We start from the raw sequence: 24,752 nt of genomic DNA on the forward strand, positions 1-24,752 counted from the left end.
CAAGACTTCGCTTTCCGCGGGCGGTGAGTCTCCTCGTCGCTTACGCTCCTGCGAGGTCTCACTTATTCTGCTTTTCCCTCAGGAGTCTTCACCTTGCCTTCCAATCAACCGCTAGAAATAACTACATGCATGAAATCTACGTTCACCCTACCAATGAAAAAATCCGAGCGAGCTGGATTCTTAATCAAGAATTCAACTCGTTCGGATTTTTCTTCAACTAAAATACTTTTGGCTCAGCCTCTGCTTGTTGTTGATAGAAACACTTAATGCAGCGTCTTACGGAAGAATGTGAGGATTCAACGATAATGTGCTGACAATTTTGCTGAACAAATAATAACTTTCTTTCAAGCTGCTTAATTTGTTCTTTAAGCTGTTCTACTTCATTATTGATAGATATTTGAACCACTGTTAACAAACTCTTTAGCTTTTTCTTTCATTCCTTCTTTTCTTACTTCGTGTATATCTTTTTCATTTTCTTGAGCCATGTTACGAATATCTTGAGAAATACGCATCGAACAGAATTTAGGTCCACACATTGAACAGAAATGGGCTGTTTTAGCACCTTCAGCGGGAAGTGTTTCATCGTGATATTCTTTTGCGCGCTCTGGATCTAGTGACAGGTTAAATTGATCATTCCATCTAAACTCAAATCTTGCTTTAGACAGCGCGTTATCGCGTTTTTGTGCTCCTGGATGGCCTTTTGCTAGGTCAGCGGCATGCGCAGCAATTTTATAGGTGATAACGCCTTCTCGAACGTCTTCTTTATTCGGAAGTCCTAAATGTTCTTTTGGCGTTACGTAGCAAAGCATAGCTGTCCCAAACCAGCCAATCATTGCAGCCCCAATACCTGATGTAATATGGTCATAGCCTGGAGCGATGTCGGTTGTAAGCGGTCCAAGAGTATAGAAGGGAGCTTCCTGGCATATTTCCATTTGTTTATCTACGTTTTCTTTGATGAGGTGCATAGGAACATGTCCAGGGCCTTCAATCATAACTTGAACATCGTGTTTCCAAGCAATTTTAGTTAATTCACCAAGCGTTTCTAATTCACCGAACTGTGCCTCATCATTAGCATCTGCAATGGAACCAGGACGTAGCCCATCGCCAAGCGAAATAGAAATATCGTATGCTTTACAGATTTCACAGATTTCTTCAAAGCGAGTATATAAAAAGTTCTCTTCATGATGAGCTAAACACCACTGCGCCAAGATGGATCCTCCGCGTGAAACAATACCTGTCGTACGTTTGGCTGTCAGAGGAATATAGCGTAAAAGAACACCTGCGTGAATAGTAAAGTAATCAACACCTTGTTCTGCTTGTTCAATTAATGTATCGCGATATGCTTCCCACGTTAGATCTTCTGCTACGCCTTTTACTTTTTCAAGCGCTTGGTAAATAGGAACGGTCCCTACAGGAACAGGCGAGTTGCGGATAATCCATTCGCGCGTTGTGTGGATATCCTTTCCTGTTGATAAATCCATAATTGTATCGGCTCCCCAACGCGTTGCCCATGTCATTTTTTCTACTTCATCTTCAATAGCTGAACGAATAGCTGAATTTCCGATATTAGCATTAATTTTCACGTGGAATTTGCGGCCGATAATCATCGGTTCGCTCTCAGGGTGATTGATATTATTAGGGATAATGGCACGCCCTCTTGCTACTTCTTCACGCACGACTTCAGGATCCATCTGTTCACGAATAGCGATAAATTCCATTTCGGGTGTGATGATTCCTTTTTTCGCATAGTGCATTTGCGTTACATTTTGATTTTTTTTCGCGCGCAACGGTAAACGATTAGTGATAAAGCGCTCGTACTGATCTCTTGGATCACCATCATAATACCCGTTATCCTGTGGCTGAACCGTACGGCCTTGATATGTTTCTACATCATTTCGTTCTGCAATCCACTTTTCGCGCAGAGCCGGTAATCCTTTTTGTAAATTAATTTCATAACAGGGATCTGTATAAACACCGCTCGTGTCGTATACACGTACGGGACTATTTTCTTCTTCACCAAAAGATCCTGTAGTAGGGGACTGATGAATTTCACGCATAGGCACTTTAAGGTCTTCTCTGGATCCTTGGACATATACTTTGTGACTGTTTGGAAAAGGCTTTTTCATAGAAACTGATACATTTTGTTTTGACATTACATATTCCTCCGGTTTCGCATAAAGTGTAGCTATACCGAACCATAAAAAAATCGGGTTCTGTGATAGACAGAACCCGATGGAATAGGCAAAAAAAGAATAAACATATACTATTCTTTTCAAGACTACTTCCCTCCGCTGGTATAACCCAAATCAGGTTCAAAGGGTTAAAGAGTTTTATTGCACTCTTCTCTCAGTCTGAGCTATCAGACACCCCTAGTAGAAATAACATTCAAATTATTCAATTTACGGCTTAAGTTTACCATCATTCGGTAAAAAATCAACCCTTAAATAAAAAAAGCTAGACAATTAACGTTGTCTAGCAGCATCGATTGCAATCACAATAGCTGTAATAATATGCATAATAAACCCTAAAAATGGAATCCAAGCAACCAGTGAGGTAACAATCCCTAGTATGTTTCCATAAGCAGATAACCCTCGTCTATTAGCTAAAATGAGCGTGATAGCATGAAGAATAAATCCAATAAAAAGAGGAGTATAACTAAAGCCCATAACAATCCCCGCGCCAATTAAAGGGATTCCCAGCAAGGCTTCATACCCAGCAGTGACCCATTTCATTGTACGTACATTTCCATTCATAGTAAAAAGCCTCCTAAAAAAGATACTACTATATACGAGAAAAGAGAGAAAAAAGTTTCAAATTGCTTAGGGGGTATGTCGTATAAGCAAGCACTAGTTGATTAAAATGATAGATGACAGTAAAGGGGATGGAAAAAACATAATGATTTAGTCATTTTTTCACACTAAAGAAAAATAGTCTAGATGATTCATTTTTAGCTAAGGGCCCGGAATTTATACCGAACATAGTGACTAATTTCTAAAATAAATAAAAGCTGATATCGTGTTTTTTGGTTATAGCATGTAAGGTTTTTATTACAAATTATTAAAGATTCTTATCTTTTTGCAAATACACATTGTATTTCATAGTTTTAACAATTATGATAAAAAAGCAAGTGTCAAAATAGGGAAATAGTTGAGCATGTAAAACGAAGCGATAAGCTTATTAATTTGAAAGAAAGGCAAGGTACATAGCTTTATGTGGGAAATTATTGTAGCAATCATTTTAGGGATTGTAGAAGGTTTAACAGAGTTCGCTCCTGTTTCGTCAACTGGGCATATGATTATTGTGGATGACCTGTGGTTAAATTCAAAAGAATTATTTTCATCTCCAGTAGCTAATACATTTAAAATTGTTATTCAGCTAGGGTCGATCTTAGCAGTAGTTGTTATTTTTAAAGATCGTTTTATTAATTTATTAGGATTAGGAAAAAAACCAGCTGCTCCAATTGGACCGACAAATCGCTTGAATTTAATGCAGGTAATTGTTGGTCTGCTACCTGCAGGAGTGTTAGGACTTTTGTTTGATGATTACATTGATGAACATTTGTTTTCTTTAAATACGGTGCTAATTGGCTTAGTAGTCGGAGCTGTATTAATGATTCTAGCAGATTTGTTTGGACCTAAACGTCCGCGCGTAGAGACGGTGGACCAAATGTCTTATGGACAAGCACTGGGTATAGGACTGTTTCAATGTATTGCTCTTTGGCCAGGTTTTTCTCGTTCAGGCTCAACGATTTCAGGAGGAGTTCTTCTTGGAATGAGCCATAAGGCAGCCGCAGATTTTACATTTATTATGGCAGTGCCAATCATGGCAGGAGCAAGTGGACTTTCATTGGTTAAAAACTGGCAGTATTTCACATCAGATGCACTACCGTTTTTTATTGCTGGTTTTATCAGCGCCTTTATTTTTGCGCTGGTATCTATTCGCTTTTTCCTGAAATTAATTAACCGTATCAAATTAGTACCATTTGCACTATATCGAATAGTTTTAGCAGCTATTCTATATTTTGTATTTTTATAAAATAAACACGCGTGTTCTTTAGTCCCTTAAACTTCTAATAGAGACTCAAAGAGCAAGAAAAAGCTATTGCAATGTTGCAATAGCTTTTTTGCATAAATATATATTATCGCCTTTTGAAAGCGTTTTATAAACATAGGTATTGACAAAACGTGTCGAAAAATAGTAAATTAATATTTGTGCAGTATAAAGTTAAGTAAAAGTAAGACTTCTGTTTAGTTTTATTGACTGTAAAAAACGTATGACAACGTATAGATCGTTTTAATTTTATAAAAACTGAATAATAAGCTTAATCGTATAGAGCGGGGGAATCATTATCGGCAGTAAAGCTGCCTTGGGGTGAATCCTTACAAAAGGTAGGAAACTCTCAATTCCGAATCCGACAGTTAACCCCGTTTGCTTTATTGAGAGAAAGAGCCCAAAATAGCGTAAGTAAAAGGCTGTTCTTTCTTAAGAATAGTCTTTTTTTGTTTTTTCAGAAAAATATATACAAATGTCATACATCTTTGGGGAGGTACATCTATGAAAAAAATTCGTTTTGGTTTGGCTACGCAGATTTTTACCGGATTAATACTCGGTGTTCTTGTAGGGGTAATTTGGTTTAACGATCCGCGTGTAGTAACATACCTACAGCCGCTAGGAGACCTATTTTTAAGATTAATTAAGATGATTGTTATTCCAATTGTTATCTCAAGCTTAGTCGTTGGAGTTGCAGGAGCAGGGAGCGGTAAACAGGTCGGAAAGCTCGGCGTTAAAACCATTCTCTATTTTGAAATTATTACGACTTTTGCAATTATAATCGGTGTATTGGTTGCTAATATTTTTCATCCTGGGCAAGGTGTAGACATTCATTCAGCACAGAAGGGTGATATTTCACAATATGTTGAAACATCCAAACAGCAAGAAGGAAAGTCAGTGGCTGAAACTTTCTTACACATTGTTCCAACAAACTTTTTCCAGTCAATTGTTGAAGGAGACATGCTAGCAATTATCTTCTTTACAGTGTTATTTGCACTTGGAGTAGCGGCAATTGGGGAAAGAGGAAAGCCGGTTGTACAATTCTTCGACGGCGTTTCTCACGCAATGTTTCACGTGGTAAATCTTGTAATGAAAGTGGCTCCAATTGGTGTATTTGCTTTAATTGGTGTAACAGTTTCAAAATTCGGCTTAGATTCACTCCTTTCATTAGGAAAGCTTGTTATCTTAGTTTACTTAGCGTTAATTTTCTTCCTACTTGTTGTATTGGGAGGAATTGCGAAATGGGCAGGAATTAACATCTTCCACTTATTCCGCTATATGAAAGATGAACTGTTGTTAGCATACAGTACATCTAGTTCTGAGACAGTTCTTCCGCGTATCATGGAAAAACTTGAAAAGATGGGCTGTCCAAAAGCTATCGTATCGTTTGTTGTACCAATTGGTTATACATTTAACCTAGATGGTTCCGTTCTTTATCAAGCGATTGCAGCGTTATTCTTAGCGCAGGTGTACGGTATTGATTTAACGATCGTTCAACAGCTGACGCTCATTCTTGTATTGATGGTTACATCTAAAGGAATGGCTGCCGTGCCAGGAACATCATTTGTTGTATTACTGGCTACTCTTGGGACAATCGGCGTTCCGGCAGAAGGATTAGCCTTCATTGCTGGGGTAGACAGAATCATGGATATGGCACGTACGGTTGTTAACTTAGTAGGAAACACACTAGCAGCAATTGTGATGTCTAAATCTGAAGGCAAATTTGACCCTAAAAAAGGTACAGAGGTCATGAGAGCGGGCTAATTTATAAATTAAAAAGCTACTTATTCTATTCAAAAAATTAGAATAAGTAGCTTTTTTTATAATAATTCCTTTATTATTATGGAAATTGACCCTATAATATGTAACATCAGGTATAAAAATATCCAAATTTTATTCTTACATAAAGCAGTCACTGGTTCCTTTCTTTATCAGTAAATATAGAGATAGCTTAGCTAGTAGGGGGATAGTAGAGTATGTGGAAAAAGCGAATATGGGTCATCGCCTCAATAATAATCGTATGTTTGTTAATCCCTTACAGTTTACCAATTGTGTTTGCTTTATTAACAGCATTAGCACTTGAGGGTATTGTTCAGAAATTGCATCAATCTTTTAAAATGAAGAGAGTCTATGCAGTGCTTATGACCTTCATTTTATATGTTGTTTCGCTCATACTTATTGGATTTTTTATTGTTCGGACAATCGTTACGCAAGTGGTTGCTCTTTCAAAAATAGCGCCTTCCTTTGTAAAAGAAATCTATGAAACCGCGATTTATCCAACTATTATTAAGTGGAAATACTATTCAAACGCTCTTCCTACAGAAGTGATTTCTTCTATCGAGCGCACGCTTGAAAAGACCGTAAATTCATTAGATTCTCTATTAAAAAGTACCGTAGAAATCATCATTAGCTTTGCCGCTACTGTTCCTGGGTTTCTATTAGAGTTTCTTATTTATTTAGTAGCGCTTGTATTTATCAGCCTTGAGCTGCCTGCTATTAAAAATAAAATTAAGTCATTTTTAACAGAAGAAACGAAATATAAGCTACAAGTTGTCATCACTCAGCTTATCCAAGCGGGGGTTGGTTTTATCAAGGCGCAAATTATCTTAAGTGTCATGACGTTTGTAATGGCTTATGTAGGGCTTTGGCTATTAGGTGTTCCGTATACCGCGCTTCTTAGTTTATTAATTGTAATTGTCGATATCTTACCAATCCTTGGGACAGGATCGGTGCTCGTTCCATGGGGGATTTTTGCTCTTACGCAAGGGCATGACTCATTAGCAATCGGCTTATTTATTCTATTTGGAGTCATTACGGTAGTAAGACGTGTAGTAGAACCAAAAGTATTTTCTACAAATATGGGTATTTCACCTTTGGCTGCACTAGTTAGTTTGTACATTGGATTTAAACTTTTAGGCTTTGTCGGATTATTTTTAGGACCGGCTTTAGTTATTTTATACGATGCTCTTCGTAAAGTAGGTATTATTCAAATTAACTTTAAACTATAAAAGCGCTGGATAAAACTAGCGCTTTTTTTTATTGAAACTTTTGTAGTACGTAATACGTAAAGAGGGAAAGGAAAAAACTATGCCGCGTTGGTTTTTATCTATCAATCGGCTAAATTATAGTTTTGCAGTCTTAGATTTAATGACATGAGGAGGAGAATTTTTGTTAGAGTCGGTTTTACTTTCTTTAATTGAAGCGCTAAAACAGCTCTCTTATTTTGGCGTAATTTTAGCATTAACGTTTGAATTTGTCCCGGCAGAGCTTGTTTTACCTTTAGTAGGGTATTGGGTGTACCAAGGTGATATGAACTTGTATCTGGCTATCCTTGCAGGTACAGTAGGCGGTGTTTGTGGACCGTTGACTCTTTATGCAATGGGACGTTACGGTGGACGACCGCTGGTTTTAAAATATGGAAAATACTTTTTGGTGAAAGAAAAAGAAATTGACGCCGCTGATCGCTTTTTTAATAAGTACGGCAGCGGGGTTGCTTTTTTTGGACGCTTTATTCCAGGAGTGCGCACGGCTATCTCTTTTCCGTGCGGGATGGCAAAAATGAATGTATGGCTGTTTTCTATTTACACATTTGTTGCGATGCTTCCAGTAACGGCTATTTACGTATATTTAGGATATAAGTTAGGACCTAAGTGGAAAGAGGTGGGGCCGATTGTGTCTCAATATATGCAGCCTATTGGAATCGGAATTGTTGTTTTAATTGCATTGTTTTTTATCATTAAATATGTGCGGAATAAACAAGTAGGGCAGAGCTGATAAATCGAGGAAAAGAGTGAGGATATGTCAGAGCATGAGCAGTTAAGAGTAGAGTTACGAAAAATTGAAAAGTGGGAGAAAGACCAAAAAGGACTTTTTTTCTGGGAGCGGCTGGCTCGCTTGCCTTTTTCAGCTTTAGATAAAGTAACGCCAAAGTTCATTCATCAAAAAATAGAAAAATTATTAGATGAAATTGCTAAGTATGTTGATAATGGAGGCCAGTATTTAGCTAATACGTCTGCCACGCTAGAGAAAGCATCAGCTCAATTACAAGAAAAGAAGCAGCTTTCAATAGAGGATATTCAGCATTTATCTCTGCTAGAAATGGATGGATTGGCGGAGTATTTTATTGAAGTCCGAAAAAAGAATGCACAGCTGCAAGGAGCTACAACCGGGGTAGGCGGGATTTTTACACTGGCGATTGATATTCCTTTTGTATTGGGACTTACACTTAAGACACTGCAAGAAGTGGCTGTTTCTTATGGTTACGATCCCACTGAGCAAGAGGAACGCATTTTCATGGTCAAATGCATGCAGTTTTCATCCTCTGATATTGTAGGAAAGCGTGCGATTTTAGAAGAATTAGCAAGCGGCAATCGAACGCAGAGCTTGCAGCAGCTGCAAGGGTGGAGAGAAGTGTTTCTAACCTATAGAGACAACTTGGGATGGAAAAAGCTGTTTCAAATGATTCCTATAGCAGGAATGGTATTTGGAGCGTATATTAACAAACAAGCGATTAATGATATAGGGGAAGTTGGAATGATGCTTTACCGTAAAAGACGCATTTTGGAGAAGGTCTCACAATCTTAAAAATAAAAAGAGACTGGTACAAAAGTATTTTAGTTTAAGAAAGATCCGAACGAGTTTGATTCTTGGTTGAGAATCAAACTCGTTCGGATTTTTTCATTGGTATAGTAAATGTAGCTTTCATGTGTTAAGTCTAGTTCCTTAATCAAAATGAAAAGTAGGAATGGTAATAGTATTTTTTCGTCTGGCAATCAGTAAATAAATAATTCCGATTACACTCCATACAATACCGATAAGTAAGGATGTTTTTTCTAAGTTAAGCCACATAAAAAATAAAAATAAACTGCCGAGTAAAGGCATAAGTACATATGAAATATATCCACTGAGAGATCGTTTGTTTTGATGAATAAAATAATGGATAAAAACCGCTATGTTCACTGAACTGAACGCAATTAAAGCACCAAAATTAATTAAAGAGGTAGCTTTTTCAAGAGACAGACCTAGTGAAATTAAGGAGAGGCCACCAATAATCACCACGTTCCAAACAGGTGTCTTTGTTTTAGGGTGAATATAGCCAAAAATTCTCCGAGGCAGATAACCATCTTTCCCAATTGCATAGAGAAGTCTTGATGCACTCATATGCGAGACAAGTCCAGAAGCAATAGTTGAAGTCAAGGCCGCTGCTACAAAAATAGATTGAAAAAGCTGGCCGCCAATTTTATAAGCAATTTCCGCTGATGCACCTTCTAAATCATGAAACAAAGAGGCTGAAGGGAAAAGAAGCTGAGCAAAGTAAGAAACTGTGATAAATAAGGCGCCTCCCGTACATGCAATAATGAGAATACCTTTAGGAATGGTTTTCTCAGGCTTAAGTGTTTCTTCGGCCATGGTAGTTACAGCATCAAATCCTAAAAAAGAAAAGCATAAAATAGCTGCTCCGTTTAATAACAGAGATATAGAGGCCGATTCACTTATAAACGGTTTAAATGATAGCTCTTGGCCTTGAGTTGTAGCACTTAAAATAATAAAGATAATAGCGACTAAAATTTGAAAAGCAACTAATAGCGTACCAAAAGAAACGGTTAAATGAACGCTAAAAATATTCATTATGGTCATGATGACAACAAAGCTGATAATCCATACGGCCTTTGGAACACCTGGAAACAGAGAGCTTAGGTAAATATTTGTCAAAAGTGCATTGATCATTGGCAGAAATAGATAATCAAGAAGAGCCGTCCATCCTACCAAAAAACCAATGCTTGGATTCATTACTTGCTGTGCATATGTATAAGAGGAACCAGCTCCGGGAAAAGCTTTTACCATTTTTCCGTAACTAATGGCTGTAAATAAAATAGCAATCAACGTGAATGCATAAGCGCCTGAAACATGTCCACCTGTTGATTCAGTTACAATGCCAAATGTATCAAAAACGGCCATAGGTGCCATGTAGCCTAAGCCTATCACGACGATATGCCATAATTTTAGTTGTTTAAGAAGAGAAGGTTCATGATTCATATTTTTCATCCTTTCTATGTATAATCATTCTGCATTACTTATTATTATACTATATTATTAGGTTTGTCATCTTTTTTTAAAAAAGAAGAGAAAATTGCGCGCTAAGAGATAAAGAGCGTTTAATTGATTGCTAGATAAAGCAAAAAAATGCTTTTTTTCACTTTGATTTTTACCATTGAGTCTAGAAAGTATTTTACATAAAATGAAAGAAAGTAAAAAAGCTTCGTTTAGGGTGATCTACTTGTAATAGATACAAAAACAAATTTTTGAATGCGGTTACATCTTTGTCGGTATACAAAGTTAAGAATGATGGTAAAGGAGATGAAGGAAGTGATTGCTACACCCTATATAAACTTGGAGATAAACAAGGAACCAGGTGTGCATGTCGTATTGGATGAAACAAAAAAAGCTGGTGTTTATTTTATTAAATTAACGGTCAAGTCGGTTAAAAAAAGAATTCTTCCAAAAATGAAATTAAAATGGAGCGTTCCGTTGTTAGATATCCAACTATATAAATCTTTACAAACTAGTAAGGGCGATGTGAGTGCCTCTTTTGTTCATTGTTTTATGAATAAGAATGGTTCTAACCGCTACACCATTGCATGTTCAGACATACGTCATCCTATTCTGTGTGCCCCCAATTGGAAAGAAATGTGTCTAGATGTAGAAATGACTTTATTTAGTGAAAGCACTTGGTCTCTTCATAGCTATGAAACTGAACTGCGAGTAGACACAAGAATGGTTGAAACAGAAGAGTTATTCAAAGATTTAGCGAAATGGTATGAGAGAAAAGAGATTAATCTAGCATCTGCTTTTGAGCATGCAACGGCAATAGATGAAAAAGGAAATGTCTCGTTAGATATTTGATGGTAAGGAGAGGGATAAAGTGGGAGTCTTATTTAATGAACGTACAAAGGAATTTCACCTGCAGGGACGCGATGTAAGTTATATCTTTTCAGTGTTGAGAAACGGGCAGCTCGGTCACTTGTACTATGGAAAAAAGCTTAAGCACCGTTCATCTTTTCAGCATTTTTTACGTGTAGAAACAAGAGGAGCTAGCGCTTCGGTATATGAAGGAGAACTAGCATTTTCTCTTGAAACAATCAAACAAGAGTATCCTTCTTATGGAACAACAGACTTCAGAGAGCCAGCCTATCAACTTCTTCAGCAAAACGGAAGCCGAATCACAAATTTTGAATACGATAACCATAAAATTTACAAAGGCAAGAAGCCATTAAACGGCTTACCTGCTACATATGTAGAAGAAGAGAGTGAAGCCACAAGTGTAGAAGTTGAACTGATTGATAAATTGCTCAATGCATCACTTATTTTAACGTATACCGTTTACGAAGACCGAAATAGTATTACGCGTCACGCACGATTTGAGCATAGAGGGGGAGAAGCAGTCGATATTTTGCGTATCATGAGCGGCAGCATTGATTTGCCTACATCAAATTATGAGATGGTTCAGCTTTCCGGTGCGTGGATTCGAGAAAGACACGTGAAAACACGAATGCTTCAGCCTGGTATTCAAAGTATTTCTAGTGCGAGAGGTACAAGCAGCAGTCAGCAAAACCCATTTTTAATTTTAAAGAACCCAGATGCAACTGAACACAGTGGAGAAGCGTATGGTTTTAGTCTTGTATACAGCGGAAACTTTCTTGGACAAGTGGAAGTAGATCATTACAATGTATCAAGAATAACGATGGGCATTCATCCTTTTGATTTTCAGTGGCGACTAGAAAGTGGACAAACTTTTCAATCACCAGAACTAGTACTGGCTTATTCAAATAGCGGGCTAAACGGCCTTAGCCAAGAGTATCACGAGCTTTATCGCAAGCGTCTTGCTAGAGGAAAATGGCGGGATTTGGAGCGGCCAGTTTTAATTAATAACTGGGAAGCGACGTATTTTGATTTTAACGAAGAGAAAATTGTACATATTGCCAAAGAAGCGCAAAAGCTAGGCGTTGAACTTTTTGTATTGGATGACGGCTGGTTCGGTAAACGTAACGATGATACAACTTCTCTTGGAGATTGGTTTGTAGATGAAAATAAGCTTCCGGGCGGTATGAAGTCATTGGCTCAAAAAGTAACGGATTTAGGTATGGACTTTGGGTTATGGTTTGAACCTGAAATGATTTCAAAGCAAAGCAACTTGTATGAAAAGCATCCAGATTGGTTGATTCATGTGCCAAATCGTCATCAGTCTCATGGACGAAATCAATATGTGCTTGATTTTTCACGAGAAGAAGTAGTGAATTATATCTATGAACGAATGGAAGTTATTTTAAGTGAAGCGCCTATCTCTTATATAAAATGGGATATGAATCGAAATATAACGGAGGTTGGATCTGTTGGGCTGCCCGCGAACCGTCAGTTTGAAGTAGTACATCGCTATATTTTAGGTGTGTATGATTTGTATGAGCGACTAACAAGGAAGTTTCCGGATATTTTATTTGAATCATGTGCAAGCGGGGGCGCTAGATTTGATCCGGGGATGCTTTATTATGCTCCTCAAGCTTGGACGAGCGATAACACGGATGCGATTGAACGTCTAAAAATTCAGTACGGCACGTCTTTTGCCTATCCAATCAGTTCAATGGGAGCACACGTATCAGCCGTACCAAATCATCAAGTACGCAGAGTAACAAGTCTAGAAACAAGAGGAGACGTTGCGTATTTTGGCGCATTTGGTTATGAGTTAGATGTTACGCTGATGACAGAAGATGAAAAAGAAACCGTAAAACAACAAATTCAGTATTATAAAAAACACCGATCTCTTATTCAAAATGGCATATTCTATCGTTTAAAAAGTCCGTTTGAACAAGATGGAAATGTGACGAGCTGGATGGTTGTTTCATCCGATCAAAAACAGGCAATCATCGGTTATTATCAAGTATTAGCTAGACCAAATCCTTCTTACGAACGCATTGAGCTAAAAGGGCTTCAACCTGATTATGAATATACAGTGATGGAAACAGATCAAACAGCTTATGGAGATGAGCTCATGTACGCAGGTATTGCTCTAACTCATGAGTATTCGGGTGTTGAAGCATACGATGAAAAATCTGGAGACTTCGTATCGGTTATTTACACACTGCAAGCGCAATAAGCAAAAAGCCACTTCTATATCATAGAAGTGGCTTTTTGAGTTAACTATTATTTATACAGTGTTGACATAAAAGGAGAAGTAATGGTAACTTTTAGTTATAATTGTTAACTTTATATTTTTTTAGTTTACTAAAGTGGAGGGGAATCGATGGAAACCACAAGTTTAAGAGATTGGAAAGCACTTGCTCAGTCTATTATTAAAGGGAAAGAAATTACATATAACGAAGCGCTTCAACTTCTTCATGTACCGGATGAAGAAGTGTTAGAGGTCATGAATGCCGCGTACTTAATTCGTCATCATCATTATGGAAAAAAAGTAAAGCTTAATATGATTATTAATACTAAATCAGGTTTATGTCCAGAAGACTGTGGATATTGTTCGCAGTCGATTGTATCAGAAGCGCCGATTGATAAGTATGCGTGGTTAACAAAAGAGAAAATTGTAGAAGGTGCTTTTGAAGCTCAAAAAAGAAAAGCAGGTACATATTGTATCGTGGCGTCAGGCCGCCGCCCTACTGATAAAGAAGTAGCGCACGTAGTGGGAGCGGTAAAAGAAATCCGTCAAAAGACAGACTTGAAAATCTGTGCCTGTCTAGGATTTTTAACAGATGATCAAGCACACGAACTAGTCGAGGCGGGTGTTCATCGCTATAATCATAATTTAAATACTCACGCTGATAACTATGACAATATTTGTTCTACGCATGGCTATGAAGATCGAGTTGATACGGTTACTACATCTAAAAAAGCAGGTTTGTCACCTTGTTCCGGTGCGATTTTTGGAATGGGCGAGACAAATGAACAAGCCGTTGAATTAGCTTTTCAAATTAAAAAGTTAGATGCAGATTCTATTCCATGCAACTTTCTTGTTGCCGTTCCAGGAACGCCTCTAGAAGACAAAAAGGCGTTAAAGCCAATGCAATGCTTAAAGCTGTTAGCGATGATGCGTTTTGTAAATCCAACCAAGGAAATTCGAATTTCAGGAGGCAGAGAAGTCAACCTCAGATCACTTCAGCCGCTTGGTTTGTTTGCTGCAAACTCAATTTTTGTAGGTGATTATTTAACGACTCAAGGTCAAGAACCTACAGCTGACTGGGGTTTAATTGAAGATTTAGGATTTGAAATTGAAGAATGTGCACTGTAAAGCCGTTGAGAAATCAACGGTTTTTTGATTTTTAGGCAATTTACAGGAACTAAACGGTTTTTTAACAAAACTCAACAGCTTCTTTATATTTCCTTCATAAATAACCATTATTATAAAACATGTGAACGATAAGTGAATAGTGACTAAGGTTATGAAATTGAGAAACCACAAAAAACAATAGGTCTATATCAACATCCTATGCGTTTTTTGTGGTTTTTTTATAAATGAAAGGAATGCATCGTTTTGAATAAGGAAGCCGATTTCTTACAACAGCTTGGGCAAGACCGTTTAATTGCATCCATTAAAAGTCCGAAAAATTTAGAGCGATTTTTAGAAACAGAGATCCAGGCCGCTTTTTTATTAACGGGCAACATTAGTGTAATTAAACGCTACGTAGATTTACTCAAACAGCATAATCGAATGGTTTTCTTACACATTGAAAAAATTCCGGGAATTAGCTATGACCGGGAAGGGCTTAAATTTCTTGCTAAGTTTGTAAAGCCTACAGGTATCGTAACCACTAAAAGTTCACTCATTAATTACGCAAAGCAGGAAGGTCTGGTTGCTATTCAGCGGCTGTTTTTAGTGGATACAGACGCAGTAGCACAAGGGTTAAAAACCGTTCAAGATATTAAACCGGATGCATTAGAACTAATGCCAGGATTAATTCCGGAGATGATAGAGAAAATCGTTAAAAAAACAAGTATCCCTATTATTACAGGTGGACTCCTTCAAAATGAAAGCCATATCCAAGCTGCTTTAAAAGCTGGGGCTACGGCAGTTTCTACAGGGAAATCATGGCTGTGGAAAAAATAAGAATGAGAGAGAAAGGAGCGTTTTTAATGAAAAAAGTAGAGCTGGTTAACATTGGAAAGTCATACGATCAAAAAACAAATGTCATTCAAGATATTAACGTCACAATTGAACCTGGAGAATTCTTCGTATTAGTAGGTCCTTCAGGATGTGGAAAAAGTACAATGCTGCGAATGATTGCGGGATTAGAAGAAGTCACGCAGGGAGAACTGCTAATTGGAGATGTAAAAGCAAATAAACTGCTTCCAAGTCAGCGCGATCTGTCCATGGTGTTTCAAAACTATGCTTTATATCCGCATTTGACAGTAGAACAAAATATTCTTTTTGGCCTGCATACAAAGAAGATTTCAAAGCAAGAACAGCAAAAGCGCTGCAGGGAAGCAGCAGAGATGCTTGGTTTAAGTGAATATCTAAAGAGAAAGCCTAGACAGCTTTCGGGAGGACAGCGTCAGCGTGTAGCGCTTGCGCGTGCTATTGTTACTCATTCGCCTATTTGCTTGATGGATGAGCCGTTATCAAACTTAGATGCGAAGCTGCGCGCGAAGATGAGGTCAGAAATTCGCCAGATTCAGCGTAAGTTAGGTATTACGATGATTTATGTCACGCACGATCAAACAGAGGCGATGACGATGGCAGATCGAATGATGATTTTAAATGGAGGAAATATTCAACAAATTGGACGTCCGCTTGATATTTACAATGCACCAAAGAACACGTTTGTAGCATCTTTTATAGGTTCTCCCCCTATGAATTTATCAAACGTTTCTATAGAAAATAACTTACTAGTTTTTGAAGATAGAAGAGCTATTTCTATGAGTACACCACACAGTAACCTTAACGGTAAAAAAGAAGTTGTGGTTGGAGTGAGACCTGAGCATATACAGCTTGCGACAAACGATAATACGAGTTTTATTGTGGAAGTAGATAATGTAGAAATTCTAGGCACGGAAACACTGCTTACATTTCATATGGGAGACAAGCAGTGGATGGCTAAGTGGAACGGTCAATGGAATATAAAAGTGGGAGAGCGCGTCCCTATTTTTATCGATCCAAAACATCTGTTTTTATTTGATAACGATACAGATTCATGCTTGCACTATGAACCATCAACGGAAGATTTAACTGTAAAGGGGGCATTTGTATGAGTGCTGTTACCAAAACAGCAAACTCGCCTGTTTCTGTTTCATCAAATCCAAAAGAAAAGAAGTCAATGCCTAACCTATTGGTAGGATTATCTTACTTGCTGCCATCATTATTGTTATTTGGTGTATTTCTTTTCTACCCAATGATTAAGACCTTATATTTAAGTCTTTTTATTACAGACACACAGGGAAATCCCTTGAAATTTGTAGGATTACAAAATTTCTCATATCTATTTACAGATCCAAACTTTTTACAAAGTATGAAAGCCACTTTTTTATTTGTACTCTACACGGTGCCTATAGGTTTAATTATTGCCTTATTCCTAGCGCTAATCGCAAATGAAAAGCTAAAAGGAATTGGTTTTTTCAGAACAATTTTTTCATCTACGATGGGAATGAGCGTAGCGGCTTCTTCTGTAATTTGGATGTTTATGTATAACCCAACAATCGGTGTTATCAATAAAGTATTAAATCTTGTAGGCATTCATGATGTGCAGTGGTTATTAGATCCTAAGTATGCGCTGATTGCTGTGTCTATCTCTACGATTTGGATGAATATTGGATTTACTTTTTTAATCTTACTTGGCGGTTTGCAAAATATTGATGAAAAGCTGTATGAAAACGCGCGTATTGCTGGAGTTAGCTATTGGTATCAGCTCCGTAAAATTACGCTTCCTATGCTTTCGCCAACGCTGTTTTTTATCATTACCGTTTCTTTTATTAACGCGTTTCAAACGTTTGGACAAATTGACATTTTAACAAAAGGCGGACCTACAGATTCTACGAATGTCATTGTTTATTCAATCTACAAAGATGCATTTGTGAACTATAATGTTGGTTCTGCAAGCGCTCAAGCTACAATCTTGTTTTTCTGTATTCTACTGGTTACGGCTCTTCAATTTAAGCTTGGAGAAAGGAAGGTACATTATCAATGAGCATCACGAGAAAATGGACAACTTACTTGCTGCTCATTGCAGCTACTTTAGTATTGATGTTTCCTATCCTATACGCTTTTTCCATTAGTTTTATGAGTGGAGCGGAAGTGTTGGAAGGAAAGATTTGGCCGTCATCTTTTTCACTTGAAAATTATCGGGATGCTTTTGAAAAAGTTCCGCTGCTTCATTATTTAATTAACAGTTTTGCTGTATCTATCTTCGTCATGGCTGGGCAGCTGTTAGTTTCAAGTTTGGCAGCTTTTGCATTTGTATTTATTAAATTTAAAGGAAGAGATGCTATTTTCTTTCTCTTTATTTCTACGATGATGATTCCATGGGAAGCAACGATGGTTCCTAACTTTTTAACAGCGCAAAAGCTAGGGTGGATTAATAACTATTTAGGATTAACAATTCCTTTTTTCGCCTTAGCATTTGGAACCTTTTTATTGCGCCAACAGTTTAAAACCATTCCGAATGAGTTATATGAAGCTTCTCAAGTCGCAGGGATCAGTCGCTTCCGTTTCTTTTGGAACGTGGTGCTTCCTGTGTCTAAAACAAGCTTAGTTACGCTTGGCGTATATAGCTTTTTAACAACATGGAATATGTATTTATGGCCACTATTAGTGACAAATACAGAGGATGTTCGTACCGTTCAGATTGGTTTAAAACAAATGCAAACACAAGAGATTTCAACTGATTGGGGAGTGGTTATGGCCGCTGTCGTTGTTGTTATCTTACCGACATTATTACTATTATTCCTAGGTCAAAAACGTCTTCAAAAAGGATTAACCCAAGGTGCAATTAAATAGGAGAGTGAATGTGATGAAAAAGATATTGGCTATCGTAACGGCATGCTTGCTAGTTATTCTAGGTGCTTGCTCAAATTCAACTGGTTCTTCGGAAGCGCAAGAAACAAAAAAAACAGCATCAGGTAAAACAGAAGTCGTATTTTGGCACGCTATGAGCGGTGACCTTGAAAAATCACTCAATAAAATTGTCGATGAGTACAATAAATCTCAGGACAAAGTCGAAGTAAAACCTGTTTTCCAAGGAACGTATGAGGAAGCACAAACAAAATTTAACACAGTAGCAGGAACAAAGGATGCACCCGCTATTATGCAAACGTTCGAAGTAGGAACGAAATTCATGATAGACAGCGGTAAGATTCAGCCTGTTCAAAATTTTATCGATCAAGACCACTATGATACTTCACAGTGGGAGAAGAACATTTCAAGCTATTACCAAGTAGATGGAAAGCAATATTCAATGCCATTTAACTCTTCAACACCTGTTCTTGTTTACAATAAAGATGCTTTTAAAAAAGCAGGGTTAGATCCTGAAAATCCTCCAAAAACGTATGATGAATTAAAGGCAGCTGCAAAGAAGTTAACAGAAAAACAAGGAAATAAAACATCGCAATACGGTTTTTCAATTCTAAATTACGGATGGTTTTTTGAAGAGCTAGTTGCTTCTCAAGGCGGCCTGTATGTAGATCACGAAAACGGCCGTAAAGGTGATGCTGAGAAGGCAGTATTTAATGGAAAAGAAGGACAAAACGCATTTAATTTAATCAATGATATGTATAAAGAAGGTACATTCTACAATGTAGGACAAAACTGGGATGATATGCGCGCAGCATTTCAATCTAAAAAAATTGCAATGTTCCTGGACTCATCAGCAGGTATTAAAACATTAGTAGACAATGCTCCATTTGAAGTAGGCGTATCAGATCTTCCTGTGCCAAAGGAAGAGGATCGCCAAGGAGTAGCTATCGGGGGAGCATCTTTATGGATGTCTAAAGGAATTAGTGATGAAACATCCAAAGCGGCGTGGGACTTTATGAAATATTTAGCAACACCAGAAGTTCAGGCAAAATGGCACGTGGAAAGTGGCTATTTTGCGGTTAATCCTAAAGCATATGATCAAGAAATTGTAAAGAAAGAATGGAAAAAATATCCTCAACTAAAAGTGACGGTTGATCAGCTGCATAAAACTAAATCAACTCCCGCAACACAAGGCGCTTTAATTTCGGTATTTCCGGAATCACGTCAAAAGGTAGTAACAGGAATGGAAAGCCTGTACCAGGGAGTAAAGCCGAAAGAAGCACTTGATCAAGCTGCAAAAGAAACAAATAGAGCATTAGAAGTAGGGAATCAAAAATAACCTATGATTACGAAGCTCGTCTTTCAAGTTATTTTGAGGACGAGCTTTTTATTTAGTGAATAACTAGTTAGGGGAGATGGAAGACAATGAACACTTCAATTAATCTTTATGCGCATCGCGGCTTTAGTGGACGGTACCCTGAAAATACAATGATTGCATTTGAAGAAGCTAGAAAAATGCGGGTTGCAGGTATTGAATTGGATGTACAATTAACAAAAGACGGGGAAATAGTAGTTATTCACGATGAGCGAATTGATAGAACAACGAACGGAATGGGGTATGTTCAAGAGTTTTCATATAAACAGCTTCGTTTATTCGATGCTGGAAGCTGGTATGATTCTCGTTTTTCTAACCAATCAATTCCTGCTTTAATAGAAGTGTTTGAGTGGATGATGGACAAAAAGGCAAAATTGACCCTGAATATTGAATTAAAAAATGACCAAATTTACTATCCAAAACTTGAAGAAAAGGTTCTTCGTCTAATTGATGAGTTTAATTTAGAAGATCAAGTTATTTTGTCATCTTTTAACTATGATAGCTTGGCTAAAGTGAGATCTCTCCATTCATATATACCAACAGGTTTTTTATTTGAAGGGGTGAGCGAAGATGCGATTGAAAAAGCAAAATCGATAGGAGCGCACCTACACTGTGATATGTCGTTTGCTCTTTCTTCATACGGGAAAAAAGCAAAGCAAGAGGGATTAGACTTACGGGTATATACAATTAATGAAATGAATGACTTTTTGAAGCTCCAGCAGGCTTCAGTAAAAGTAGTGATGACAGATTACCCTAACCGTTTTTCCTCTACAATGTTCAAAGGATGACGTAGAAAGAAGCCGGGACAAAAGTACTTGACCCACAGTGAAAAACGAACTAGCAGTTGATTGGAGGGCAAGACGAAAATTTCTGCGGAAAAAGCGGAACAGGTGAGACTCCGCAGGAGCGGAAGCGACGAGGAGTCTCAGCGACCGCCCGCGGAAAGCGAGGTCTTGCATGGAAATCAACTGCGGTGTAACAAGCGGTTCAGCTCATGTATCCCATTTGTTCGTCTTTAGGTTGGATTAAGTTCGTTATGTCTTAATCTTTTTTTGTAAAGAATTTTATTCTATTCTGAATAGTATAAAATTTATATTGTGAAATTGTTTTATAGATGATATATTGAGAATAGATTATAATGTTCCTTATGAAAGCGAATACATGTTGCGTAGCTCCGCAAACGTTCATTTGCCGGTCCCTAGCATCGTCTGTTATCTCTTTTAGGAGGAATAAAAACTCATGTATGATCAAGATACTATCTACATTATTGGAGATGCCAAAGCTCCTCAAAGCAATCCGATTACTAAAAAGTTCAATCAGTATTTTTTAGGGTTGGTAGTTGATAAAACAAATGGGAAAATTGTTGATGTGGAATGCTCAGCGACGATTGAGTTGACCGTTCGATTTGTTCAATCGATTTTTATTGGACGTCACATAAGTGATCCCACCCTTACAGACGAAATTAACAGCCGCTACTTCGGGTCTTCCCAAAAAGCGCTGGTGGTAGCGTTTCATGATGCACAGAAAAAATATCAGCAAATAACAGCTGCTTTGTCTACATAGACCTAGACGAAATCCAGCCTGACGTTTTCAAACGTTGGGCTGGATTTTGTTTTGTATAAAAATATTTTCGTGGAGATGAAGGGGGAAGAATAAATGATTCAAGATGGATTTATGTATGTGAGTGTGTTAACTGCCTTTGCTGCGCTCATGGTAGGGATTGAAAAAAGATTTAAAGCCAATCGATTTTTCAAATTTATCCCGGGTATTGTACTTATTTATATAGGAGCTGCTCTTATGCAAACGGCAGGGTTATTTGGGGATAGCGAATCAAATGTCGCCATGTATACGGGTGTTAAAAATGCACTGCTTCCGGCCATGCTGATGCTTATGCTGTTAAAGTGTGATGTTCGAAGTGTAATTAAACTTGGTCCAAGAATGCTGGGAGGATTCATCGTCGCGGTTTTTAGCATAATGGTAGGTTTTATCCTCGTCTATGCCATCTTTAAGAATTTCTATGTAGAGGATACGTGGAAAGCTTTTGGTGCTTTATCAGGAAGTTGGACCGGAGGATCAGCTAACATGGTTGCTCTCCAAGGGATTTTGGATGTTCCAGAAAATATATTTGGCTACGCTCTTATGATGGATACGATTAACTATGCCGTATGGGTTATGTTTATGTTTTGGCTTGTACCATTTGCATCTAAATTTAATAAATGGACAAAAGCAGACGTCAGCTTTATTGAGAATAGTATAGATGAAGTCGCAGCAACTTCTGAAAGCGAAAAAGAAGGCCCTCAGTTTCAGCATCTTCTTTATTTACTTGGTCTAGGTTTGTTCGTTTCGGCATTTTCTACATTTATCGGAGGGCGTTTGCCTGAAGTGGGAGCGGTTATTAATGCAACGAGCTGGACGATTATGATTGCTTCTGTCGTTGGTCTAGTGCTTGCTTTAACCCCAGCGGCAAAAATTCCAGGTACGCTCGATGTATCAAATGTTATGTTATACATCGTTGTAGCGTTAATTGCTTCTCAATCAGATTTTTCAAATTTAGCTCAGGCTCCTATTTACTTAGTATCTGGTTTTCTCATTATGTTCGTGCACTTAGTGATCATGCTGTTGCTAGCTAAACTATTTAAATATGATTTATTTACGCTCGGAGTAGCAAGTTTAGCTAATATTGGTGGAATGGCGTCTGCTCCAATGCTTGCAGCTGCTTATAACCGTGCACTGATTCCGGTAGGAGTCATTATGGCTCTGATGGGTTCCTTCTTAGGTACTTATTTTGGTATGATGATCGCCAAAATTTTAGGGGCGATTTAAGAATAAACCAAAAATACGTATGAAAGAATATTTGTGCTGAATCGAAAGGAAGCGATTGAAATGATAATTAAAGACATAACTGTAAAGCATCAAACCGTTCCACTGCTCGTTCCGTTTAAAACAGCGCTTCGAACAGCAACAGAGATAGACAGTATAAGTGTAGAGATTCAGTTAGAAAACGGAATAAAAGGAAAAGGAGCGGCTTCGCCAACATATGTTATTACAGGCGATTCTTTAGAAGGCATTCAAGCTGCACTTCAAGGACCTATTAAACTAGCGCTAATAGGGGAGGATATACGTCAGTTTCAAAAACTCTTAAAAAAAATTCAAAGCTGCTGTATTCACAATTCAAGTGCTAAAGCGGCTGCTGATATCGCTTTGCATGATGCTTATACAAAGTTTCTCAACATTCCTTTATATGCTTTCTTGGGCGATAAGCAGCCTATCTCTACGTGTATGACGATAAGTGTTGATACACCTGAGAAAATGGCTGAAGACGCACAAAAAAGTGCAGCGGACGGATTTGACATTTTAAAAGTAAAGGTAGGTTCAATTCCTGAGCTAGACCTTGAGCGTATTAAACATATTCGATCTGTCATTCCGGATCATGTAAAACTTCGTTTGGATGCAAATCAAGGATGGACTCCAAAACAAGCAGTGCAATTAATTAATGAAATGGAAACTCTCAACTTTGGTATTGAATTGGTAGAACAACCTGTCCCTGCTCATGATTGGGAAGGGTTAAAGTTTGTGACTGAACGAGTAAACGTACCCATTATGGCAGATGAGAGTCTATTTTCTGCCAAAGATGCATTAAGGCTTGTAAGCGGGCGGTACGTGGATCTTTTGAATATTAAGTTAATGAAGTGCGGAGGAATTAATGAAGCAAGAAAAATCGCAAGTATTGCTGAGGCGAACGGTGTTGCATGTATGATTGGAAGCATGATGGAACCCTCACTTTCCGTGGGAGCAGCTGCTCATCTGGCAGCCGCTCATCCGAATATCACGTATTTTGACTTAGATGCTCCTCTTTGGCTTTCAACTGAACTGGATGTGTTAAAGTACAGCGGTCAAGAGGTTTTCTTATCAGATCTTCCTGGAATAGGAGAAATCACCGTTCCTATCTCAAAATAAAAGGATAGTAATATAGTAGAAGGAGAGAGACGATGAATATAAAACGTTGGCTTTTGACGGCAACAACAGTTATTTTAGCTACATTTGGGGTCAGTGCAGTTCCTGCTGTTCATGCTTCTGAAGAAAAAGAAACTGCTTATATAGATGTCGCAGCAGCTACTCTGTGGACAGCACCAAACATCTTGCGTGAAGTGGACGCTCCGTCAGCTACTAATCCTGTAGATATGAAAAAGTGGACCACATCGATGAATTTGAAACAGAAGCAGCAGTTATCTAGCGATGGGATGCTTGAGACACAAGCGTTATATGGAAACGAAGTAACGGTTTTAGACGAACAAGGAGACTGGGTCAAAGTAGCTGTAGACGGACAGCCTACTTCTCGAAATGAATTAGGATATCCCGGATGGATGCCTACCAAACAATTAACCTATAGCAAAAGGTACGAACAGTATGCAAAGAAGCCTTTTGTAATGGTGACGGCTCCGACTACTTATTTATATCATTCGCCTTCTTTAAAAAAGAAAGGTATTGAAGTTAGCTATAATACGCGCTTACCTCTTTTGGCAAAATCAAAGAGTGCATATAAAATATTAAAACCAAATGGAAAGACAGCATGGATTTCTACAAAAGCAGGAAAAATCTACGCGTCTCAAAAAGATATTCCTGTACCAACTGGCACGGAGCTTGTTGAAAGTGGAAAGGCATTTTTAAATCTTCCATATTTATGGGCTGGCATGAGTGGTTTTGGATTTGACTGCTCTGGATTTACGTTTACGATGTACCAATCCCATGGTATTACGATTCCACGTGACTCAGGGCCACAGTCTCGAGCAGGGAAACCAGTAGATATGAACAACCTTCAACCTGGAGACTTATTGTTCTTTGCCTATAACCAAGGAAAAGGAAGCGTCCACCATGTAGCAATGTATGCGGGAGATGGCATGATGATTCATTCGCCGAACTCCGAGCGGACAGTAGAGATTATTCCTTTAAACACGAAGGGATATATTGAAGAGTATGCAGGTGCACGTCGTTATTTACCTTAATCAGTAAGATAAGCAAGAAGCTCTTTTTGTGAAGGGCTTCTTTTTTAATATAGAGTATAGCTAAAAAATTAGAAAATTTAGTTTATTTACGTTTAATTACTTCTCAGTAAGGGAAGAAGTTAAATAAGAGAAAAAAATCATTTTTCTTCTTGAAACATATTGACTTTATATGCAAAGCGTTATATTATTATAAAGCGTCGTTGAGACATACTCGTAACAACGAAGCTGAAAAAAGAATTTTAAAAAGTTGTTGACATTACGTTGATAACTTGATAAGATGATAAAGTCGCTTAAGAGCGGCGGTTGAACTTTGAAAACT

23 protein-coding genes and 2 riboswitches are annotated in these 24,752 nt (G+C 37.9%); of the genes, 19 read left to right on the forward strand and 4 right to left on the reverse strand.

The window, feature by feature from the left end; translation table 11 throughout:
* Window positions 1-217: 217 nt before the first annotated feature.
* The 3 genes from LAV82_RS28210 to LAV82_RS28220 form a co-directional block, all read right to left on the reverse strand.
* Complete coding sequence (locus LAV82_RS28210) at window positions 218-406, reverse strand: hypothetical protein (protein ID WP_029325275.1); 189 nt, start codon at window positions 404-406, stop codon at window positions 218-220.
* On the reverse strand, window positions 384-2,153 hold the full coding sequence (gene thiC, locus LAV82_RS28215) for a phosphomethylpyrimidine synthase ThiC (protein WP_211079820.1): 1,770 nt from the start codon (window positions 2,151-2,153) through the stop codon (window positions 384-386). The genes LAV82_RS28210 and thiC overlap by 23 nt, the downstream gene beginning before the upstream one ends.
* A 113-nt stretch (window positions 2,154-2,266) precedes the next feature.
* Window positions 2,267-2,381, reverse strand: a riboswitch (TPP riboswitch).
* Between the two features lie 81 nt (window positions 2,382-2,462).
* Window positions 2,463-2,753, reverse strand: coding sequence for a hypothetical protein (locus LAV82_RS28220; RefSeq protein ID WP_013055185.1), 291 nt, complete (start codon window positions 2,751-2,753; stop codon window positions 2,463-2,465).
* Between the two features lie 457 nt (window positions 2,754-3,210).
* On the opposite strand from LAV82_RS28220, the gene LAV82_RS28225 reads away from it, so the two are divergent.
* The 5 genes from LAV82_RS28225 to LAV82_RS28245 all read left to right on the forward strand — a co-directional run bounded on the left by LAV82_RS28225 (window position 3,211) and on the right by LAV82_RS28245 (window position 8,634).
* Window positions 3,211-4,035 carry an undecaprenyl-diphosphate phosphatase gene (locus LAV82_RS28225; protein ID WP_013055186.1) on the forward strand — a complete coding sequence of 275 codons (825 nt, stop codon included), beginning with the start codon at window positions 3,211-3,213 and terminating at the stop codon, window positions 4,033-4,035.
* A 273-nt stretch (window positions 4,036-4,308) separates the two neighbouring features.
* Window positions 4,309-4,448: riboswitch (cyclic di-AMP (ydaO/yuaA leader) on the forward strand.
* A 106-nt stretch (window positions 4,449-4,554) separates the two neighbouring features.
* Entirely contained in the window at window positions 4,555-5,814 is a 1,260-nt protein-coding gene (gene gltT, locus LAV82_RS28230) for a glutamate/proton symporter GltT (RefSeq protein WP_013081565.1), read from the forward strand.
* A 212-nt stretch (window positions 5,815-6,026) separates the two neighbouring features.
* Complete coding sequence (gene ytvI / locus LAV82_RS28235) at window positions 6,027-7,058, forward strand: sporulation integral membrane protein YtvI (protein ID WP_499717423.1); 1,032 nt, start codon at window positions 6,027-6,029, stop codon at window positions 7,056-7,058.
* 160 nt (window positions 7,059-7,218) lie between these two features.
* On the forward strand, window positions 7,219-7,824 hold the full coding sequence (locus LAV82_RS28240) for a DedA family protein (protein ID WP_211079823.1): 606 nt from the start codon (window positions 7,219-7,221) through the stop codon (window positions 7,822-7,824).
* A 24-nt stretch (window positions 7,825-7,848) separates the two neighbouring features.
* Window positions 7,849-8,634, forward strand: coding sequence for an EcsC family protein (locus tag LAV82_RS28245; RefSeq protein ID WP_499717424.1), 786 nt, complete (start codon window positions 7,849-7,851; stop codon window positions 8,632-8,634).
* A gap of 138 nt (window positions 8,635-8,772) precedes the next feature.
* Here the strand turns inward: LAV82_RS28245 and LAV82_RS28250 are convergent, their stop codons facing one another.
* Complete coding sequence (locus LAV82_RS28250) at window positions 8,773-10,086, reverse strand: APC family permease (RefSeq protein WP_499717425.1); 1,314 nt, start codon at window positions 10,084-10,086, stop codon at window positions 8,773-8,775.
* A gap of 321 nt (window positions 10,087-10,407) precedes the next feature.
* Between LAV82_RS28250 and LAV82_RS28255 the strand changes: the two genes are divergently transcribed.
* The 14 genes from LAV82_RS28255 to LAV82_RS28320 all read left to right on the forward strand — a co-directional run bounded on the left by LAV82_RS28255 (window position 10,408) and on the right by LAV82_RS28320 (window position 24,433).
* Window positions 10,408-10,953, forward strand: a complete 546-nt coding sequence (locus LAV82_RS28255; RefSeq protein WP_244856801.1) for a hypothetical protein — start codon at window positions 10,408-10,410, stop codon at window positions 10,951-10,953.
* A 19-nt stretch (window positions 10,954-10,972) separates the two neighbouring features.
* A complete protein-coding gene (locus tag LAV82_RS28260) occupies window positions 10,973-13,198 on the forward strand; it encodes an alpha-galactosidase (RefSeq protein ID WP_499717426.1) in 2,226 nt (741 codons plus the stop codon).
* A gap of 147 nt (window positions 13,199-13,345) precedes the next feature.
* Complete coding sequence (gene bioB, locus LAV82_RS28265) at window positions 13,346-14,341, forward strand: biotin synthase BioB (RefSeq protein ID WP_013055194.1); 996 nt, start codon at window positions 13,346-13,348, stop codon at window positions 14,339-14,341.
* A 243-nt stretch (window positions 14,342-14,584) separates the two neighbouring features.
* Window positions 14,585-15,157 (forward strand): glycerol-3-phosphate responsive antiterminator, encoded by a 573-nt coding sequence (locus LAV82_RS28270; protein WP_499717427.1) that lies wholly within the window; start codon window positions 14,585-14,587, stop codon window positions 15,155-15,157.
* A gap of 26 nt (window positions 15,158-15,183) precedes the next feature.
* Window positions 15,184-16,299: an ABC transporter ATP-binding protein gene (locus LAV82_RS28275; RefSeq protein ID WP_013055196.1), complete on the forward strand. Its 1,116-nt coding sequence runs from the start codon at window positions 15,184-15,186 to the stop codon at window positions 16,297-16,299.
* Window positions 16,296-17,231: a carbohydrate ABC transporter permease gene (locus LAV82_RS28280; protein WP_499717428.1), complete on the forward strand. Its 936-nt coding sequence runs from the start codon at window positions 16,296-16,298 to the stop codon at window positions 17,229-17,231. Before LAV82_RS28275 ends, LAV82_RS28280 begins: the two co-directional genes overlap by 4 nt.
* Window positions 17,228-18,040: a carbohydrate ABC transporter permease gene (locus LAV82_RS28285; RefSeq protein ID WP_013055198.1), complete on the forward strand. Its 813-nt coding sequence runs from the start codon at window positions 17,228-17,230 to the stop codon at window positions 18,038-18,040. The genes LAV82_RS28280 and LAV82_RS28285 overlap by 4 nt, the downstream gene beginning before the upstream one ends.
* 13 nt (window positions 18,041-18,053) lie before the next feature.
* Complete coding sequence (locus LAV82_RS28290) at window positions 18,054-19,394, forward strand: ABC transporter substrate-binding protein (RefSeq protein ID WP_499717429.1); 1,341 nt, start codon at window positions 18,054-18,056, stop codon at window positions 19,392-19,394.
* An 86-nt stretch (window positions 19,395-19,480) separates the two neighbouring features.
* Window positions 19,481-20,218, forward strand: coding sequence for a glycerophosphodiester phosphodiesterase (locus LAV82_RS28295; protein ID WP_499717430.1), 738 nt, complete (start codon window positions 19,481-19,483; stop codon window positions 20,216-20,218).
* Between the two features lie 56 nt (window positions 20,219-20,274).
* Window positions 20,275-20,409: a hypothetical protein gene (locus LAV82_RS28300; protein WP_499717433.1), complete on the forward strand. Its 135-nt coding sequence runs from the start codon at window positions 20,275-20,277 to the stop codon at window positions 20,407-20,409.
* 260 nt (window positions 20,410-20,669) lie between these two features.
* Window positions 20,670-20,993 (forward strand): DUF3870 domain-containing protein, encoded by a 324-nt coding sequence (locus LAV82_RS28305; RefSeq protein WP_013055201.1) that lies wholly within the window; start codon window positions 20,670-20,672, stop codon window positions 20,991-20,993.
* Window positions 20,994-21,086: 93 nt separating this feature from the next.
* Window positions 21,087-22,253 carry a DUF819 family protein gene (locus tag LAV82_RS28310; RefSeq protein WP_499717431.1) on the forward strand — a complete coding sequence of 389 codons (1,167 nt, stop codon included), beginning with the start codon at window positions 21,087-21,089 and terminating at the stop codon, window positions 22,251-22,253.
* Window positions 22,254-22,313: 60 nt separating this feature from the next.
* Window positions 22,314-23,387 carry a dipeptide epimerase gene (locus LAV82_RS28315; protein ID WP_013055203.1) on the forward strand — a complete coding sequence of 358 codons (1,074 nt, stop codon included), beginning with the start codon at window positions 22,314-22,316 and terminating at the stop codon, window positions 23,385-23,387.
* Between the two features lie 32 nt (window positions 23,388-23,419).
* A complete protein-coding gene (locus LAV82_RS28320; RefSeq protein WP_499717432.1) occupies window positions 23,420-24,433 on the forward strand; it encodes a C40 family peptidase in 1,014 nt (337 codons plus the stop codon).
* The last annotated feature ends 319 nt before the right edge of the window (window positions 24,434-24,752 follow it).

Source organism: Bacillus sp. ILBB4, from assembly GCF_035064545.1.
Lineage (GTDB): Bacteria > Bacillota > Bacilli > Bacillales > Bacillaceae_H > Priestia.